This window comes from Seohaeicola sp. (assembly GCF_048006315.1).
Classification (GTDB): Bacteria; Pseudomonadota; Alphaproteobacteria; order Rhodobacterales; family Rhodobacteraceae; genus Seohaeicola.
This window is the reverse complement of record NZ_CP180350.1, coordinates 2654283-2670722: the sequence shown is the minus strand read 5'-3', so window position 1 is coordinate 2670722 and position 16440 is coordinate 2654283. Positions and strand designations below refer to the sequence as shown.

The following is a 16440-nucleotide window of genomic DNA, read 5'->3' as shown; positions in this document are numbered from 1 at the left end:
CGGGTTGACGCGTCTTTGGCGCAGCATAGCCCGGCGATCTGCGCAAGTCACCGCCGAATTCCCCGCCCCGGCTTCTTCTTGCCGGAAATATCCTCGGGGGGAATGGCCCGCAGGGGCATCGGGGGGCAGACAGCCCCCCGCCCGCCCTGTCCTCAGACGCGCAGGCAGGCGATGTAGAAGCCGTCCATCCCGCCCTGAGCCGCCCAGACATCCGGACGCAGGCGCAGCCCGCCCTCGGCTGTGATCCAGCTTTTGTCGATGCCCGGCAGATCCAGCGCATCCCGGTCAACCCGCAGGCCGGGGTGACGTTCCAGCGCCTCGTCCACCTGCACCTCTCCCTCGTCCGGCAGCAGCGAACAGGTGCAAAAGACCAGCCGCCCACCCGGCTTCAGCAGACCAAGCGCATGATCCAGCATCCGCGCCTGCACATCGATCAGCGCGCCGAAATCGGATCCGTCCTTGGCATGGGGCAGATCGGGATGGCGCCGGATCGTACCGGTGGCCGAACAGGGTGCGTCCAGCAGGATCGCATCGTACTGCCCTTCATGCTCAAGCGCATCGCCCACCACCAGCCTCGCCTGCAGGCCCGTCCGATCAAGGTTGGCCGCGACACGCGCCATCCGCCCCTCGGACAGATCGATCGCGGTCACCTCGGCCCCCGCCGCTGCAAGCTGCATCGTCTTGCCGCCGGGCGCCGCGCACATGTCCAGCACCGTCTCGCCCGGTTGCGCCGCAAGCACCCGCGCGGGGATGGCGGCGGCGGCATCCTGCACCCACCAGGCGCCGCTGTCGTAACCGGGCAACGCGGTGACCTGACCCGCAGCCCCCAGCCGCACCGATCCCGTGGGCAGAAGCAGTCCCCCGACATCCGTGGCAAGCGCGACCGGGTCAAGCCGCGCCGTCAGGTCCAGCGGGGGCGCGGCAAACTGCACGGCTTCCATATCCGCGACCACCGCGGCGCCATAGGCGTCGACCAACGGATCGCGCAGCCATTTCGGCAGGCGCGGCACACGCAACTTCGCCCATGCCGCAGGCCCTTCCGCCGCGATCTTGCGCAAGACCGCATTGACCAGCCCCTTCAGGGCACCGGTCCGCTTGTCCTGCCCCACTATGGCCACCGCCTCGTTGACCACGCCATGCGCGTCGCCACCCATGCAGATCTCGACCGTGGCCAGCCGCAGCATGTTGCGCACGGTCAGGGGCGGGTTCTTGCGCAGGTGACGTTCCAGCAGCCTGTCCGCCCGCTCCAGACCGCGCAGCGTGTCCAGCGCCAGCCGCTGCGCGCGCGCACGGTCGGCCGGCTCCAGCCGGTCCAGCGCACCCATCGCCAGCAGTTCGGACATCAGCCGCCCCTCGCCGGTGATCCGGTCAAGCAGGTGATGCGCCACGCGGCGGGGGGAAGTCTGAGGGGCGGCCATGGCGTTATCCTTGCTTGCAGGCGGTTGCGCCGTATATCAAGTGCCGATGCCAGAAGGAAGACAGCCGTGACCGACGACACCCAAAGCCCCGAAAAGCGCGATCTGCCCCCAGCCGCCCTGCGCGCCCTGGCCGAAGCCGAAGAGCGCCGCAACCGCGCCAAGGCGCTTGATCTGCCCAAGGAGCTTGGCGGGCGCAACGGCCCCGATCCTGTCCGCTACGGTGATTGGGAAAAGAAGGGGATCGCCATCGATTTCTGATGGCGCGCCCCTGATATCAGGCCACGTTACTGCAGCGCGAAGTCCGCGTGATCGCCAGTGCCCTGATCGGACACGAAACGGATCGTCTGGCCCTGCACCAGCACAGCCTGGCAATTCTGGCCCAGATCGCTGCCCCCCCAGTTCAGGTCGCGGCAGAAATAGCCATCCTGCCAACGCCATGCACCGGTGACATCCCACCCCAGGCCCCTGCCCGTGATCTCGCCATCCGGCTGCACGATCAGACGCACGACAATAGGACCATAGCCTTTCAGCCGCAGGTCCTTGCCGGCCACCGTGGACAAGAAGGCGTTCTTGTCCGGGATCGGCGTGAATTGTTCGGCGCGGGCGGACCCTGCTTCGGACAGGGTCACCCCAAGGCTGAGGACAAGGGCAGCGGTTCTCATGATCCACCTCTGAGGGTTATCGACGATTTCCCACAGTATACGGCAGAATCACCTTTATGGATCATTCACGCGCTCACATCCGCGCGAGGCTCGGCAGCTTCCTGCCGATCCATCAGGGACGTCCGGTGCCCGCCGTCAATGCGTGGCAAGACCCAGCACATCCACCATGTCGTATTCGCCCGGATGCCGCCCCTGTCCCCAAAGCGCCGCCTTCAGCGCGCCGCGCGCAAAGACCGCGCGATCCGTCGCGATATGGCGCAGGATGATCCGCTCGCCGGTGGCGGCGAACATGACGTCATGCTCGCCCACGATGTCACCGCCGCGAATGGCGGAAAAACCGATATGGCCACGTTCGCGCGCACCGGTGATCCCTTCGCGGGCCGCGTCGCGCACATCCTCAAGCCGGACGCCACGCCCGATGGCGGCGGCCTCGCCCAGCATCAGCGCGGTGCCCGAGGGCGCGTCGACCTTGCGGTTGTGATGCGCCTCGATCACCTCGATGTCGAAGTCCTCGTCAAGGGCGGCGGCGACCCGCTTTGTCAGCTGCACCAGCAGGTTGACGCCCAGCGACATGTTGCCTGCGCGCACGACGACGGCATGGCGCGCGGCGGCCTTGATGGCGGCCAGGTCTTCCTCTGACAGGCCGGTCGTGCCGATCACATGCACCGCGCGCGCCTGCGCGGCCAGGGCGGCAAATTCCACCGTGGCCGCCGGGCTTGTGAAATCGATCACCGCCTGCGCGCGTGCGAATGCTTCAAGCGGGTCATCGGTGACGGTCACACCCAGCGCGGCCTCCCCCATGGCGGTGCCCAGGTCCTGCCCGACCCAGGCGTGGCCTGCGCGTTCGACCGCGCCGACAAGCCGCGCCTGATCGCTGTCCCGGATGGTCCGCACCAGCATCTGGCCCATCCGTCCCGATGCGCCCGTTACCACGATTCCCGGCTTGTCCGTCATGCTGTCGATCCCGTCTGGCAGAAGTTGTCCCTTGCGCCCCTCTTATCCAAGCAACCGCCGCTTGGCAAAGCCTGCGGGAAGCCTTAGATGGGCGGCATGGTAAAAAGCACATCTTCCTCAGGTCCGGGCCAACGCCAGCTGCGTGTCGGCGAACTCATCCGCCGCACCCTCTCCGAGGTGCTGTTGCGCGGCGACATCCATGACCCCGATCTCAACCGCATGTCCATCACCGTGGGCGAAGTGCGCGTGACCACCGATCTGCGCGTCGCCACGATCTATGTCCTGCCGCTGGGCGGCGAGGGCAAGGACGAGGTCATCAAGCTTCTGGCCCGCAACAAGGGCGAGCTGCGCCGCATCATTGGCAAGAAGGTCGCGCTCAAGTTCGCGCCCGAACTGCGCTTCCAGCTGGACGAGACCTTTGACCGGATGGACGAAACCCGCCGCCTCTTCGCGCAGGACGCCGTCCGGCGCGATCTTGACGACTGATGCGCGCGCTTGTTGCGCTGACGGCCAGCCTGATGGCCCTTGTGGCGTCACCGGTCGTGGCACTGGACTGCCGCGAAACCACCCATGACGATATCGTCTACGCGCTGTGCGAGGTCGATACCGCGACCGAACGGCTCGAGCTGTTCCTGAACGATCCGGCAGGCCGGCCCTATGGTCATTTCAGCGCGATCGACGAGGCGCTGTCCGGTTCGGGACAGACCCTCGCCTTCGGCATGAACGCCGGCATGTATCATCAGGATCGGCGGCCCGTGGGCCTTTACATCGAGAATGGCGAAACCCTCGCGCCGCTGCAGACGCGCGAAAGCTTCGGCAATTTCGGCCTGCTGCCCAACGGGCTGCTGTGCCTGACCGAAACCGGCGCGAAAGTGATCGAGACGCTGCGCTATCGCGACACAGCGCCGGACTGTCGCGCCGCGACCCAATCGGGGCCGATGCTGGTGATAGACGGTGCACTGCATCCGCGCTTCCTGCCCGACAGCACCTCGCGCTATATCCGCAACGGCGTGGGCACGACGGACGCCGGGGACCGCACCGTCTTCGTCATCTCGCGCAACCCGGTGAGCTTTCACCAGTTTGCCCGCTTCTTCCGTGACGCGCTGGGCCTGCGGCAGGCGCTGTATTTCGACGGCAACATCTCGCGTCTGCACGCGCCGCAGTTGGGACGCTCGGACAGCGGCTTCCGCATGGGTCCGATCATCGGGCTGCCCGTGCCCAAGGGCGGCTGATCCCGCCTCGTCATTCCGCAAATACGCAAAACCCACCGCGGGCCGCAGCCGCAACGCCAGCGTTTGACAGACCGTCGCCCTTGGGCTAGGCCCCGCGCTCTGACAGGAACGGGACGGAACCATGGGACGCAAGCGCAAGGGTCGTGACATTTCGGGCTGGCTGGTGGTGGACAAGCCCGCGGGCCTGACCTCGACCGCCGTGGTCAACAAGGTGCGCTGGGCGCTTGATGCCAACAAGGCAGGCCATGCCGGCACCCTTGACCCCGAGGCGACAGGCGTTCTGGCCGTGGCCCTTGGCGCGGCCACCAAGACCGTGCCCTACATCACCGATGCGCTGAAGGCCTATCGCTTCACGATCAGGCTGGGACAGGCGACCAATACCGACGATGCCGAAGGCGAAGTCATCGCCACGTCGGACATCCGCCCCGACGACGCCACCATCAAGGAGGCGCTGCACAGCTTTGTCGGTGACGTGATGCAGGTGCCGCCGCGCTTTTCCGCCGTCAAGATCGACGGGGAACGCGCGTACAAGCTGGCCCGCGATGACGAGGAATTCGAGATCGCCGCCCGCCCCCTCTGGGTCGAGGAACTGGTGATGACGGACCGGCCCGATGCCGATCATGTCGTTCTGGAAATGACCTGCGGCAAGGGCGGCTATGTCCGCTCCATCGCGCGTGACCTGGGCGAGAAACTGGGCTGCCATGCCCATGTGGTGACCCTGCGCCGCGTCTGGTCCGGCCCTTTCGAGGCCACGGATGGCCTGACGCTGGACCAGATCGACGCGATGGCGCGCACCCCGGATCTGGACGCCCATGTGCTGCCGCTGGAGACCGGGCTGGCCGATCTGCCCGAGTTGCGCTGCACGCCGGAAGGTGCTGCACGCCTGCGCAACGGAAACCCCGGCATGGTGCTGGCCTCTGACGTTGAATATGGCGATGAAGCCTGGGCCAGCCTTGACGGGCGCGCCGTGGCGGTCGGCATCTACAAGGCGGGCGAACTGCACCCCAGCCGCGTCTTCAACCAGGGCTGAGGCGCCGCCGCCTTGCAAAGCACGGGCGGGCAAGGCACAACCGGGGCATGATCACACGCGATTTCCTGAAAGGCGATGCGCAGTCGACGGCGGTCTATTCCGACTGCGAACGCTACCGGTATCTGCTGACACGCACCTGGGACGCGGCAGGGCCGCGCGCCCTGTTCGTGATGCTCAATCCCTCGACCGCGACCGAGGCGCAGAACGACCCCACGGTGGAGCGGTGTGAACGCCGTGCCCGCGCGCTGGGTTTCGGCAGCTTTCGGGTCACCAACATCTTTGCCTGGCGCGACACCGATCCGCGCGCCATGCGCGCCGCGCACGATCCGATCGGCCCCGGCAATGACGCGGCCATCGCGGACAGCTGCGACTGGGCCAAGGGACAAGAGGACAGGATCATCGCCGCATGGGGCACCCATGGCGCGCACATGGAGCGCGGCGCGGCCGTCGAGCGCCTGCTGCGCGCCCAGCCAAGGCCCCTGCACCACCTTGGCCTGACCAAGGACGGACATCCCAAGCACCCGCTCTATATTTCCTACGATCAGAAACCGATCCTCTGGCACGCCCATCCCTGAACCGCGGAAAGGACAGCCGATGACAGACAGCACCCGGCAACAACCCTCCAACGATCAGGCCGAGGCGATGCGCGCCCTTGCCCGCGAGATCGAGCGCCTGAATGCCCACCGTTTCATCAAGGTTCACAACTCGATCTGGCGGCTGGTGGGGTTCCAGTTCCTGCGGGGCCTGGCCTTCGGCCTCGGGTCGGTCCTCGGGGCCTCGATCCTTGTCTCTGCCCTGGCCTGGTGGGTATCGCAGTTCGAATTCCTGCCCATCATCGGTGAATGGGCCTCGGAACTTGCGAAAGAGATCGACCTCAGCCGGGGTCTGGACGGCAGCGGTCAGAATTAACCACGCAATCAGAACGGATTTGACCCAAGCCCGGTCCTTGTGGCTGTTAGGGGTGGGGTGTTCTTTTCCGTGTGGTGCGAGGGTTTTCATGCTGATCTTGACAGGCATCTTTGGTCTGATGCTCGCCGGTGCTGCATTTGTCGGGCTGTCAAGCGCCTCGGATGGCGCGGATGACCCGGACGCCGAGGATCCGCAAGACAGCGGGCCGGACGCCCCTGCGGGTGATGCGGCGACTGCCAATGCAACCTCAGGCCTTGTCGACCTTCTGGATATCGCGACCGGGCCTGACGCATCGGAAGAAGGCCATGAAACAGACCTGATCCTTGCGGGGCAGGCTGGCCCCGACCTGATCGCGGGCGGTGCCGGTGACGACCAGATCGGCGGGCGCGACGGCAACGACACGCTGCTTGGCGCAGACGGTCGGGATGACCTGCATGGCGCCGAAGGCGATGATCTTGTGATGGGGGATCAGGGGAACGACCAGCTCTACGGCGGCACAGGCGACGACAATCTGTCCGGCGGTGACGGCGATGACCTGCTCTTTGGCCAGAACGGGGACGATATCCTGCAGGGCGGCGCAGGCATGGACAGTCTGCATGGTGGCGATGGCATGGACCAGTTGTTCGGGGGCGCGGGTCATGACGCGCTGCACGGCGGCTTGGGCGATGACAGCCTGACCGGCGGGCCAGGCAATGACACGCTGTTCGGGGGCGCAGGCAACGATCTGCTGCTGGGTCACCGCCCCGAAGACCCGGAGGACCCAGATGCGGATTACCTCAATGGCGGGGATGGCGAGGACACGATCCTTGCAGGAAGCGGCGATATCCTGACGGGTGGGCGCGGTGCGGATCTGTTCCAGCTGGGGCACTGGATCACCGACCCGACCGAAGTCGTGGATTTCGATCTGGCCGAAGACAGCCTGCTCGTGGTCGTCGACGATACCGGCCGCGCCGATCCCCTGATCGAACTGCGCGCCGATGAAGACGGGTCGGACCGGATCAACCTTTACCTGGACGGGGCGCATGTCGCCTCGCTGTCGGGGGCAAGCGGGCTGATGCTGTCGGATATCGTGATCATGGGACAGTCGCAGCTGTGATCGCGCCGATCCGCGAAACCTGACCGAAAAGGGCCCGGCAGCGCCCTGTCCGATTGCGGTTTTCCCTTTCCAAATGGGGGGATTTCCCCTATACGCGCGCAATCCGTGCCGGATTCCCGGCCTGATACCTCCATGGACCCTGCTGGACGACATCCCGGCTTGCGCCCTTCACCTTTCATTCAAAGGAGACCCCGATGTCGATTACTGTCGAAGAAAAAGCACGTGTGATCAAGGAATTCGCAACCAAGGAAGGCGACACCGGTTCGCCCGAAGTTCAGGTTGCCATCCTCACCTCGCGCATCTCAACGCTGACCGAGCATTTCAAGACCCACAAGAAGGACAACCACGGTCGCCGTGGCCTTCTGATGATGGTGGCCCAGCGCCGCAAGCTGCTGGATTACCTGAAGGCAAAAGACGAGGGCCGTTACCAGGACCTCATCAAGCGCCTGGGCATCCGTCGCTGAGACAAGACAAAGAACCGCGCCCCAAAAGGGCGCGGTTTTGACATGATCCGATTGCCGTCCCGTCGGGCTTTGCGGCGATGGCAGGATGAACGAAGCAGAAGCCAGGGGGCAATGCGGCCCCAGATGAAACGGCCAAAGGGGATGGGCCCCGGAGGCCAAGATAGGATACGAGATGTTTAACGTAACGACCAAAACGATGCAGTGGGGCGACGAGACGCTGACGCTGGAAACGGGCAAGATTGCCCGCCAGGCAGATGGCACCGTCATTGCGACCCTGGGCGAAACCTCGGTGATGGCAAACGTCACCTTCGCCAAGGAACCCAAGCCGGGTCAGGATTTCTTTCCGCTGACCGTCCATTACCAGGAAAAATACTATGCCGCCGGCAAGGTGCCGGGTGGCTTCTTCAAGCGCGAAGCACGTCCGACCGAAAAGGAAACGCTGACCGCGCGCCTGATCGACCGTCCGATCCGCCCGCTGTTCGTCGAAGGCTTCAAGAACGAAGTCCTGGTGATGTGCACCGTGCTGTCGCATGACCTTGTGAACGACCCCGATGTGGTGGCGATGATCGCCGCCTCTGCCGCGCTGACCCTGTCGGGCGCGCCCTTCATGGGCCCGATCGCAGGCTGCCGCGTCGGCTTCGTGGATGGTGAATATGTCCTCAACCCCTCGGTTGACGACATGCAGAACCTGCGCACCAACCCCGAGCAGCGTCTGGACCTGGTTGTCGCCGGCACCAAGGACGCCGTGATGATGGTGGAATCGGAAGCCTACGAGCTGACCGAGGCCGAGATGCTGGGCGCTGTCGTCTTCGCGCATCAGCAGATCCAGCCGGTGATCGACCTGATCATCGACCTGGCCGAAGCCGCCGCGAAAGAGCCCTTCGATTTCCAGCCCGCCGATTACAGCGAGATCTACGCGGCCGTGAAAGCGGCAGGCGAAGACAAGATCCGCGCCGCCTATGCGATCACCGACAAGCAGGCGCGCACCACCGCCGTGTCTGACGCCAAGGCCGCCATCAAGGCAGCCCTGACCGAGGAACAGCTGGCCGATGCGAACCTGGGCACCGCGCTGAAGAAACTGGAAGCCAGCGTTCTGCGCGGCGATGTCGTGAAAACCGGCAAGCGGATCGACGGACGTGACACGACCACCGTGCGCCCCATCGTCTGCGAAACCGGCCTTCTGCCGCGCACGCATGGTTCGGCCCTGTTCACCCGTGGCGAAACCCAGGGCCTGGTCGTGACCACGCTGGGCACCGGCGATGACGAGCAGTTCATCGACGCGCTTCACGGCAACTTCAAGTCCAACTTCATGCTGCATTACAACTTCCCCCCCTATTCGGTGGGCGAGGTTGGCCGCGTGGGATCGCCCGGCCGTCGTGAAATCGGCCATGGCAAGCTGGCATGGCGCGCCCTTCAGGCCGTGCTGCCCGCCGCCACCGATTTCCCCTACACGATCCGCATCGTGTCCGAGATCACGGAATCGAACGGCTCCTCCTCGATGGCATCGGTCTGCGGCGGTTCTCTGTCGATGATGGATGCAGGTGTGCCGCTGAAGGCGCCTGTCGCGGGTGTGGCCATGGGCCTGATCCTGGAAGACGATGGCTCCTACGCCGTGCTGACCGACATCCTGGGTGACGAAGATCACCTGGGCGACATGGACTTCAAGGTGGCTGGCACCGAAAACGGGATCACCAGCCTCCAGATGGACATCAAGGTTGCAGGCATCACCCCCGAGATCATGGAGAAAGCCCTGGCGCAAGCCAAGGATGGCCGTATCCACATCCTCGGCGAGATGGCCAAGGCCCTGACGGGCGCTGCCGAATTCTCGATCCACGCGCCGCGTATCGAGACGATGCAGATCCCGACCGACAAGATCCGTGAAGTGATCGGCTCGGGCGGCAAGGTCATCCGCGAGATCGTGGAAGTCTCGGGTGCCAAGGTCGACATCAACGATGACGGCATCATCAAGATCGCATCGCCGAACGGCGACTCGATCAAGAAGGCCTATGACATGATCTGGTCCATCGTGGCCGAGCCGGAAGAAGGCAAGGTCTACAAGGGCACCGTGGTCAAACTGGTCGATTTCGGCGCTTTCGTGAACTTCTTCGGCAAGCGCGACGGCCTGGTGCACGTGTCCCAGATCGAGAACCGCCGCCTGAACCATCCGTCGGATGTTCTCAAGGAAGGTCAGGAAGTCTGGGTCAAGCTGCTGGGCTTCGATGATCGCGGCAAGGTGCGCCTGGCGATGAAATCGGTGAACCAGGAAACCGGCGAAGAGATCACCAAGGAAGAAGCGGAAGCGGGCGAATAAGCCCCCTTTCCCCTTGGAACGGACAAGGCCCCGATGGCAGCATCGGGGCCTTTTTTTGCCTGGCATGACGGGATGAATTGACAGCCTGCGCACCACTGATCATGGTTCGCGGGTGGTTCCGTTTTTTGGTTAACGAGTGAGCGTGTAGAGATGGCGACCGAGAGCCCAAAAATAATCCCCGCAGTTGAAGTTTATGATGGCGTCCGTCTGAGTACGGACATGACCCCCGAGATGGGAACGATGGCCGCACCCAAGGGCGTGGCGCTGGTTCTGCATGGCTTTGACCTGATGAAGAACCATCAACCGGGGCAGGCCTTGCTTGTCGCCGTCGACTGGCTCCGCTTCAAGTTGGAAAAGCAGGGCTATCAGGTCATTTTCGGGCGCTACAACACCCATCAATCGTTTGTCTATGGCGCGCAGGAAATCGCGGCATACCTCAAGAACAACAGCGTTCCGACCAACAACCTGTCGATCTTTGCCTACTCGATGGGCGGACTGGTCGCGCGCCAGATGATCGCCAACGGGCTGAAGCCCAGACGCCTTTTCACCTATTGCACGCCGCATCTGGGCACCATGCTGCATGTGCCGCCGATCAACCACGGCGCCATGTCGATGATGCCCGTCAGCCAGGATCTGGGCAAACTGAACAAGAACGCCACCGAAGCGGCCTTTCGCAGCAATGTCACCGCAATCGGGTTCAGCCATGCCAACCCTTCGCCACAGCTTCATGACGGTGTTGTGGACATAAACTCGGCCACGGGTGTCGGCCTTGGCTTCGGTCGACCGGTACACTGGCTGTCAATGCGGGTTGGGCCGCAATTGCCGCTTGATCCGCATGGGGCGGTGCAGAACCTGCCGGACATCGAGCCGGCCCTGTCGATGTTCGTCGGGGACGTGCTGAAAGGCTGAAACGATGCTGGAACCCAGCCCGGAAGACCCAAGGCGTTTCATGCCACGGGTCCGCTTCGACGGCACCGCCATAGAATTCGAGGCGATTTGCCTGATCACATGGGACATCAACCTTCTGCTGATCGCGGTTCAGCCCTTCGAAAAACATCTGCCACGGGACGACATGGCGATGGCCCCCTACGTCCCGCCGTCGGACCTGAAAGGCTACAGATCACGAAACCCGAACTTTCAGTTCATCTGCGAGGTCGACCAGCGCAACGGATTTGACCGCGCAACAAAAGTGACAGCCTCGGGCCGACTGACCAACAGCAAGGACCACAAGGACTTTTTCGACGACGCGTGTTTCTTTCAGAAATTCCTGCCCGAGGATTTGGACGACACCACGCGGATGCCCTACGACAGTTGATCGTGGCCGGTCAGATGATCTCGTCCTCGTCGAACAGCGGAGCCGCATCCATCTGGGCGGCAACACCTTCCATGGCAGCCTCTGCGTGCGATATCTTGGGGGTCTCGGCCACGTGGAACAACGCGTCGCCCTCGTTCACCACGGGCATGTTGCTGCGGCCCACGATGATCCCGTTCGACTGCGCCGTAATCTCGACCTCGGCCACGCCGAACGGGTCCGACACAGCACCCAGCAGCATGCCCGGCTCGACCAGATCACCGATCCCGCGATAGGTGCGCAGCAGACCGCCCGCAGGCGCGCGGTACCAGCTTGACCGCGTGCAGGTCACGGGACGCGCCCGCAGGCGTGGCACGCCCTTGGGACCGATCATGCCAAGGCTCTGCATGACCCGCAGGATCCCCGACAGCCCGGCGCGCGCGGCAAGTTCATCGAACCGCAGCCCCTCGCCTGCCTCATACAGCAGCACATCCACACCCGCCGCTTCGGCCGCCATGCGCAGTGACCCGTCGCGCAGCTTGGAATGCAGCATCACCGGCGCACCGAAAGCCTGCGCCAATGCCTCAAGCCGCGCATTTCCCGGCGTCAGGCGGATCTGCGGCAGGTTCGACCGCTGCACGGCGGCTGAATGCAGGTCGATCCCGAAATCCGAACGGCTGACAATCTGGCTCAGGAAGATATGCGCCAGACGCGCGCCCAAGGACCCTTCCGCCGATCCCGGAAAACAGCGGTTCAGATCACGCCGGTCCGGCAGATAGCGCGAATGGTTCAGGAAGCCGAAGGTGTTGACGATGGGCACCGCCAGCAGCGTCCCGGCCATCCGGTCCAGATTGGGCGCGCGCAGCAGGCGGCGCACGATCTCGACCCCGATCACCTCGTCGCCGTGGATTGCGGCGGACACGAACATCACCGGCCCCGGCTTGCGCCCGTTGACCACATGCACCGCCATCGACACCGGCGTGTGATCCGACAGCGACGATACCGGCAGATCGATGGTGCGGCGCGTACCGGCAGGCACCCGCACCCCGCCAAGTTCGAACATCACACCGCCCGTCATGCCCTTGTCCCCGTCATCCCTTGCCCTTGGTCTTGGTCTGACCGTCCTTGGCGTTCTTCTCGATGAATTCGATGATCATGCCCGCGATATCCTTGCCTGTGGCTTTCTCTACCCCTTCCAGACCGGGGCTGGAGTTCACCTCCATCACCACGGGGCCATGATTCGACCGCAGCATATCCACACCGCACACGTTCAGCCCCATGGATTTCGCCGCGCGGATGGCCGTGGACCGTTCCTCTGGTGAAATCTTGATCGCCTTGGCCGATCCACCGCGATGCAGGTTCGACCGGAACTCGCCTTCCGCGCCCGTCCGCTGCATGGCGGCGACCACCTTGCCGCCCACCACGATGGCGCGAATGTCGGTTCCACCGGCTTCCTTGATGAATTCCTGCACAAGGATGTTCACGCCTGCCCCGCGAAACGCCTCGATCACCGATTTCGCGGATCGGTCCGTATCGGCCAGAACCACCCCGATACCTTGCGTGCCTTCCAGGAGCTTGATCACCAAGGGCGCGCCACCGGCCAGTTTCACGACCTCTTCGGTCTGCTTGGGATCATGGGCGAAGGTCGTGACCGGCAGACCGATCCCGTCCCGCGCCAGAAGCTGCATGGACCGCAGCTTGTCACGGCTGCGCCCGATGGCCACGCTTTCGTTCAGAGGGTAGACGCCCTGCATTTCGAACTGCCTGAGCACGGCAAGCCCGTAGAACGTGACCGAGGCCCCGATCCGCGGGATCACCGCGTCGTAGCGCGGCAGTTTCTGGCCGTCGTAATAGATCTCGGGCCTGCGCGAGGCGATGTTCATGCTGCAGCGCAGGGTATTGACGAAATCCAGCTCATGCCCACGTGCCTCGGCCGCCTCTTTCAGGCGCTGATGCGAATAAAGAGCCGGGTTGCGCGTCATCATGGCGATCTTCATGGAAAGGGTCCTTTACGGGAAACGAATGGGTAGGGGCGGGGCCGGCCTGTCAGGGCTTGCCTTGACCGCCGGTCGGGCGGGGCAGTCCCGCCAGGTAGGATTTGCCGGCATCCACGAGGATGCCGCGTTTGCGGATCGCGGTGCGACCCAGGATGATCGGCATCGCCATGGCCGAGCGATCGGCCAGCGACACCTCGATCCGCCAGCGCCGCCCCCCCAGAAGCAGCAGGGTTTCGATCACAAGCCGATCCTCGCCAAGACCCGAGGTATTCTTGATCTCGCGCCGGTCGATCAGGGGCGCCTCGCAATCCCGGGCAGCCAGGCCACTGGCATGCGGAATGTGGAACCGCACCCACTCCGCACCGTCACGCTGGAACCGCACCGCCTTGGTGGCATGCAGCGCCGAGGTCCGCGCGCCCGTATCGATCTTGGCCTGCATCAGGTCAATGCCCAGTTCCGGCAAGGCGATACGCTCGCGCCAGCCGATCAGCATCGGCGGCAGCTTGACCTTGCCGGACGTGGTCTTGCCCATGGCGCCTGTTCTCTCCGGCATATGGTGATCCTGTCGAATGCTTGCGCAAAGTCTACCAGTCAGACGTCGCCCGCGCATCCCCCGGCGCGCCGCGTAATCCTGTGCCCGGTCTTTGTCCATGACCACGGTGACAATGGAATGAAAAAACCCTGCGGAGGTTGTCCGCAGGGCCATCTTGCATCTGTCTTTCGCGACACCGATCAGAGCTTGGTCGTCCGCAGATAGGGCAGTTTCACATCGATATCGCCAAAACGCGCCCGCGCCTGATCATCGCTGAGGCTGAGCGCGACGATCACGTCCTGCCCCGGCACCCAGTTCGCGGGCATCGCCACCGGCACGCCAAAGCTGGCCTGCAGGGCGTCCAGCGCGCGCAGCACCTCGGCGAAGTTGCGGCCCACCGACATCGGGTAGGTCATGATCAGCTGAACCTTCTTGTCCGGGCTGATGATGAAGACCGACCGCACGCTGGCGGAATCCGCAGCGGTGCGCCCGTCGGGCAGATAGGCCTCGGCGGGCAGCATGTCGAAGGCCTTGGACACGGCCAGATCCTTGTCTGCGATGATCGGGAACCCGGCTTTCGCGCCCGAGAAACCTTCGATGTCCGCTTTCCATTTCACATGTTCGTCAACGCCGTCCACCGACAGGCCGATCACTTTGGTGCCGCGCTTGGCCCATTCATCCGCCAATTGCGCCACGGCGCCGAATTCGGTCGTGCAGACAGGGGTGAAATCCTTGGGGTGGCTGAACAGGATGGCCCAGCTGTCACCGATCCAGTCATGAAAGGTGATCTTTCCATGATCGGTGTCCGCCGTGAAATTCGGCACGATATCGTTGATGCGCAGGCCCATTGGGGTTTCCTTTCCTGTCATGGTCGCAATTGTATTCCAAATTTCATATATTTGCTGCATCACGGATTTGCACCCCCTCCCTTGCAGCCAATCAGGCAGAGTGACAGAGTGTCGCGAATCCAGTGAGCCAACCTTTGATCCAGTGGATCAGGCCCCATATCACGACGCAATAACGAAGGAGATCGACATGATCGAGAAACGTCAGTTCTACATCAACGGTGCATGGGTTGACCCGATCGAGGGGCGCGATCATCCCGTCATCGACCCCTCGACCGAAGAAACCTGCGCGATCATCTCGCTGGGTGGCAAGGCCGACACGGATGCCGCCGTCGCCGCGGCCAAGGCTGCGTTTCCCGCATGGATGAACACCCCGGTCGAAGAGCGCATCGCGCTGGTCGAAAAGATGCTCGAGATCTACAAGTCCCGGACCGAGGATCTGGCACAGGCCATGACCATGGAAATGGGCGCGCCCATCGACATGTCGCGCGTCTCGCAGGTGGGTGCGGGCACATGGCACACCACGAACTTCATCAAGGCGGCCAAGAATTTCAAGTTCATCCGCCCGCTGGGCGATCACGCCCCGAACGATCGCATCGTCTACGAGCCGATCGGCGTCTGCGCGATGATCACACCCTGGAACTGGCCGATGAACCAGGTCACGCTCAAGGTCGTGGCGGCCGCCATCGCGGGCTGCACCATGGTGCTGAAACCCTCCGAGGAAAGCCCGCTGAACGCCATCGTCTTTGCCGAGATCATGCACGAGGCCGGTTTCCCCGCAGGCGTGTTCAACCTGGTGAACGGTGACGGCGTGGGCGTCGGATCGCAACTGTCCTCGCACCCGGATGTGGACATGGTCAGCTTCACCGGCTCGACCCGCGCGGGTATCGCCATTTCCAAGGCGGCTGCGGAAACCCTCAAGCGCGTGCACCTGGAACTGGGTGGCAAGGGTGCGAACATCATTTTCGCCGATGCCGATGACAAGGCCGTCAAGCGCGGCGTGTTGCACATGATGAACAACTCGGGCCAGTCCTGCAATGCACCCAGCCGGATGCTGGTCCAGAAGGGCGTCTATGAGAAAGCCGTGGAAACGGCGGCAGAAGTGGCAAATTCCGTCACCGTGGGCAACGCGCACGAAGCCGGTCGCCACATCGGTCCGGTGGTGAACGAGGCGCAGTTCAACAAGATCCAGGGCCTGATCCAGAAAGGCATCGACGAAGGCGCACGCCTTGTGGCCGGTGGGACGGGCCGCCCCGAAGGGTTCAACCGTGGCTTCTTCGTCAAGCCGACGGTCTTTGCCGATGTCACCAACGAAATGACCATCGCGCGCGAGGAAATCTTTGGCCCGGTGCTGGCGATCATCCCCTTCGAGACCGAAGAAGAAGCGATCCGTATCGCCAATGACACGGTCTATGGTCTGACCAACTACATCCAGACCCAGGACGGCGACAAATCTAACCGGATCGCGCTGCAACTGCGGTCCGGCATGGTCGAGATCAACGGCCAGTCGCGCGGCGCCGGTGCGCCTTTCGGCGGCATGAAGCAATCCGGAAATGGCCGCGAAGGCGGTGTCTGGGGCATCGAGGATTTCCTCGAGGTCAAATCGGTCGCAGGCTGGGCTGCTGAATAAGCCATTGGCATAGCAATAAAAAAAACCGCCGTCCGGGATGCCGGGCGGCGGTTTTGTCTTGTCCGGGGG

General features: G+C 63.9%; 19 protein-coding genes. 12 read left to right on the top strand and 7 right to left on the bottom strand.

All coding sequences use genetic code 11. The features are described 5' to 3' along the window. Positions 1–152 precede the first annotated feature (152 nt). Positions 153–1418 carry an RsmB/NOP family class I SAM-dependent RNA methyltransferase gene (locus ACMUJL_RS13415; RefSeq protein WP_375573528.1) on the bottom strand — a complete coding sequence of 422 codons (1266 nt, stop codon included), beginning with the start codon at positions 1416–1418 and terminating at the stop codon, positions 153–155. Positions 1419–1484: 66 nt separating this feature from the next. Here ACMUJL_RS13415 and ACMUJL_RS13410 point away from each other — a divergent pair, with 66 nt between their 5' ends. Next, positions 1485–1676 (top strand): DUF1674 domain-containing protein, encoded by a 192-nt coding sequence (locus ACMUJL_RS13410; RefSeq protein ID WP_375573530.1) that lies wholly within the window; start codon positions 1485–1487, stop codon positions 1674–1676. 26 nt (positions 1677–1702) lie between these two features. On the opposite strand, the gene ACMUJL_RS13405 is transcribed toward ACMUJL_RS13410, so the two are convergent. Together ACMUJL_RS13405 and dapB are read right to left on the bottom strand one after the other, a co-directional pair. Then, entirely contained in the window at positions 1703–2080 is a 378-nt protein-coding gene (locus ACMUJL_RS13405; RefSeq protein ID WP_375573532.1) for a dihydrodipicolinate reductase, read from the bottom strand. A 135-nt stretch (positions 2081–2215) separates the two neighbouring features. Then, positions 2216–3034: a 4-hydroxy-tetrahydrodipicolinate reductase gene (gene dapB, locus ACMUJL_RS13400; protein WP_068291116.1), complete on the bottom strand. Its 819-nt coding sequence runs from the start codon at positions 3032–3034 to the stop codon at positions 2216–2218. A 96-nt stretch (positions 3035–3130) separates the two neighbouring features. Here dapB and rbfA point away from each other — a divergent pair, with 96 nt between their 5' ends. The 10 genes from rbfA (at position 3131) to ACMUJL_RS13350 (ending at position 11391) form a co-directional block, all read left to right on the top strand. Further along, positions 3131–3520 (top strand): 30S ribosome-binding factor RbfA, encoded by a 390-nt coding sequence (rbfA, locus tag ACMUJL_RS13395; RefSeq protein ID WP_068291311.1) that lies wholly within the window; start codon positions 3131–3133, stop codon positions 3518–3520. After that, positions 3520–4266 carry a phosphodiester glycosidase family protein gene (locus ACMUJL_RS13390; RefSeq protein WP_375573535.1) on the top strand — a complete coding sequence of 249 codons (747 nt, stop codon included), beginning with the start codon at positions 3520–3522 and terminating at the stop codon, positions 4264–4266. The genes rbfA and ACMUJL_RS13390 overlap by 1 nt, the downstream gene beginning before the upstream one ends. Before the next feature lie 121 nt (positions 4267–4387). Then, complete coding sequence (gene truB, locus ACMUJL_RS13385; RefSeq protein WP_375573537.1) at positions 4388–5296, top strand: tRNA pseudouridine(55) synthase TruB; 909 nt, start codon at positions 4388–4390, stop codon at positions 5294–5296. Positions 5297–5343: 47 nt separating this feature from the next. Further along, positions 5344–5871 (top strand): DUF1643 domain-containing protein, encoded by a 528-nt coding sequence (locus ACMUJL_RS13380; protein WP_375573539.1) that lies wholly within the window; start codon positions 5344–5346, stop codon positions 5869–5871. Positions 5872–5890: 19 nt separating this feature from the next. Beyond that, entirely contained in the window at positions 5891–6205 is a 315-nt protein-coding gene (locus tag ACMUJL_RS13375) for a DUF5665 domain-containing protein (protein WP_375573541.1), read from the top strand. Positions 6206–6293: 88 nt separating this feature from the next. Further along, positions 6294–7301, top strand: coding sequence for a calcium-binding protein (locus ACMUJL_RS13370; protein WP_375573543.1), 1008 nt, complete (start codon positions 6294–6296; stop codon positions 7299–7301). Between the two features lie 194 nt (positions 7302–7495). After that, positions 7496–7765, top strand: coding sequence for a 30S ribosomal protein S15 (gene rpsO / locus ACMUJL_RS13365; protein WP_068291107.1), 270 nt, complete (start codon positions 7496–7498; stop codon positions 7763–7765). Positions 7766–7937: 172 nt separating this feature from the next. After that, on the top strand, positions 7938–10076 hold the full coding sequence (gene pnp / locus ACMUJL_RS13360; protein ID WP_068291104.1) for a polyribonucleotide nucleotidyltransferase: 2139 nt from the start codon (positions 7938–7940) through the stop codon (positions 10074–10076). Positions 10077–10295: 219 nt separating this feature from the next. After that, positions 10296–10985, top strand: a complete 690-nt coding sequence (locus tag ACMUJL_RS13355) for an esterase/lipase family protein (protein ID WP_375573548.1) — start codon at positions 10296–10298, stop codon at positions 10983–10985. 4 nt (positions 10986–10989) lie between these two features. Beyond that, complete coding sequence (locus ACMUJL_RS13350) at positions 10990–11391, top strand: hypothetical protein (RefSeq protein WP_068291100.1); 402 nt, start codon at positions 10990–10992, stop codon at positions 11389–11391. Between the two features lie 10 nt (positions 11392–11401). On the opposite strand, the gene ACMUJL_RS13345 is transcribed toward ACMUJL_RS13350, so the two are convergent. From ACMUJL_RS13345 to ACMUJL_RS13330, 4 genes are all read right to left on the bottom strand, one after another. Further along, positions 11402–12445, bottom strand: a complete 1044-nt coding sequence (locus ACMUJL_RS13345) for a succinylglutamate desuccinylase/aspartoacylase family protein (RefSeq protein WP_068291099.1) — start codon at positions 12443–12445, stop codon at positions 11402–11404. Positions 12446–12458: 13 nt separating this feature from the next. After that, positions 12459–13364: a 30S ribosomal protein S6--L-glutamate ligase gene (gene rimK, locus ACMUJL_RS13340; RefSeq protein ID WP_068291098.1), complete on the bottom strand. Its 906-nt coding sequence runs from the start codon at positions 13362–13364 to the stop codon at positions 12459–12461. A 49-nt stretch (positions 13365–13413) separates the two neighbouring features. Then, positions 13414–13917: an ATP-dependent zinc protease gene (locus ACMUJL_RS13335; protein WP_375573553.1), complete on the bottom strand. Its 504-nt coding sequence runs from the start codon at positions 13915–13917 to the stop codon at positions 13414–13416. Between the two features lie 179 nt (positions 13918–14096). Further along, positions 14097–14744, bottom strand: coding sequence for a peroxiredoxin (locus ACMUJL_RS13330; RefSeq protein ID WP_375573555.1), 648 nt, complete (start codon positions 14742–14744; stop codon positions 14097–14099). Between the two features lie 187 nt (positions 14745–14931). Here ACMUJL_RS13330 and ACMUJL_RS13325 point away from each other — a divergent pair, with 187 nt between their 5' ends. Further along, on the top strand, positions 14932–16371 hold the full coding sequence (locus ACMUJL_RS13325) for an aldehyde dehydrogenase family protein (protein WP_375573557.1): 1440 nt from the start codon (positions 14932–14934) through the stop codon (positions 16369–16371). Positions 16372–16440 lie beyond the last annotated feature (69 nt).

What these genes read in the sequence shown, in the direction of transcription:
- ACMUJL_RS13415 (WP_375573528.1), bottom strand. Translation starts at nt 1,418, where the DNA reads ATGGCCGCCCCTCAGACTTCCCCCCGCCGCGTGGCGCATCACCTGCTT.
- ACMUJL_RS13390 (WP_375573535.1), top strand. Translation starts at nt 3,520, where the DNA reads ATGCGCGCGCTTGTTGCGCTGACGGCCAGCCTGATGGCCCTTGTGGCG.
- ACMUJL_RS13325 (WP_375573557.1), top strand. Translation starts at nt 14,932, where the DNA reads ATGATCGAGAAACGTCAGTTCTACATCAACGGTGCATGGGTTGACCCG.
- ACMUJL_RS13350 (WP_068291100.1), top strand. Translation starts at nt 10,990, where the DNA reads ATGCTGGAACCCAGCCCGGAAGACCCAAGGCGTTTCATGCCACGGGTC.
- rbfA (WP_068291311.1), top strand. Translation starts at nt 3,131, where the DNA reads ATGGTAAAAAGCACATCTTCCTCAGGTCCGGGCCAACGCCAGCTGCGT.
- ACMUJL_RS13370 (WP_375573543.1), top strand. Translation starts at nt 6,294, where the DNA reads ATGCTGATCTTGACAGGCATCTTTGGTCTGATGCTCGCCGGTGCTGCA.
- ACMUJL_RS13380 (WP_375573539.1), top strand. Translation starts at nt 5,344, where the DNA reads ATGATCACACGCGATTTCCTGAAAGGCGATGCGCAGTCGACGGCGGTC.
- dapB (WP_068291116.1), bottom strand. Translation starts at nt 3,034, where the DNA reads ATGACGGACAAGCCGGGAATCGTGGTAACGGGCGCATCGGGACGGATG.
- ACMUJL_RS13355 (WP_375573548.1), top strand. Translation starts at nt 10,296, where the DNA reads ATGACCCCCGAGATGGGAACGATGGCCGCACCCAAGGGCGTGGCGCTG.
- ACMUJL_RS13330 (WP_375573555.1), bottom strand. Translation starts at nt 14,744, where the DNA reads ATGGGCCTGCGCATCAACGATATCGTGCCGAATTTCACGGCGGACACC.
- rpsO (WP_068291107.1), top strand. Translation starts at nt 7,496, where the DNA reads ATGTCGATTACTGTCGAAGAAAAAGCACGTGTGATCAAGGAATTCGCA.
- rimK (WP_068291098.1), bottom strand. Translation starts at nt 13,364, where the DNA reads ATGAAGATCGCCATGATGACGCGCAACCCGGCTCTTTATTCGCATCAG.
- ACMUJL_RS13375 (WP_375573541.1), top strand. Translation starts at nt 5,891, where the DNA reads ATGACAGACAGCACCCGGCAACAACCCTCCAACGATCAGGCCGAGGCG.
- ACMUJL_RS13405 (WP_375573532.1), bottom strand. Translation starts at nt 2,080, where the DNA reads ATGAGAACCGCTGCCCTTGTCCTCAGCCTTGGGGTGACCCTGTCCGAA.
- pnp (WP_068291104.1), top strand. Translation starts at nt 7,938, where the DNA reads ATGTTTAACGTAACGACCAAAACGATGCAGTGGGGCGACGAGACGCTG.
- truB (WP_375573537.1), top strand. Translation starts at nt 4,388, where the DNA reads ATGGGACGCAAGCGCAAGGGTCGTGACATTTCGGGCTGGCTGGTGGTG.
- ACMUJL_RS13345 (WP_068291099.1), bottom strand. Translation starts at nt 12,445, where the DNA reads ATGACGGGCGGTGTGATGTTCGAACTTGGCGGGGTGCGGGTGCCTGCC.
- ACMUJL_RS13335 (WP_375573553.1), bottom strand. Translation starts at nt 13,917, where the DNA reads ATGCCGGAGAGAACAGGCGCCATGGGCAAGACCACGTCCGGCAAGGTC.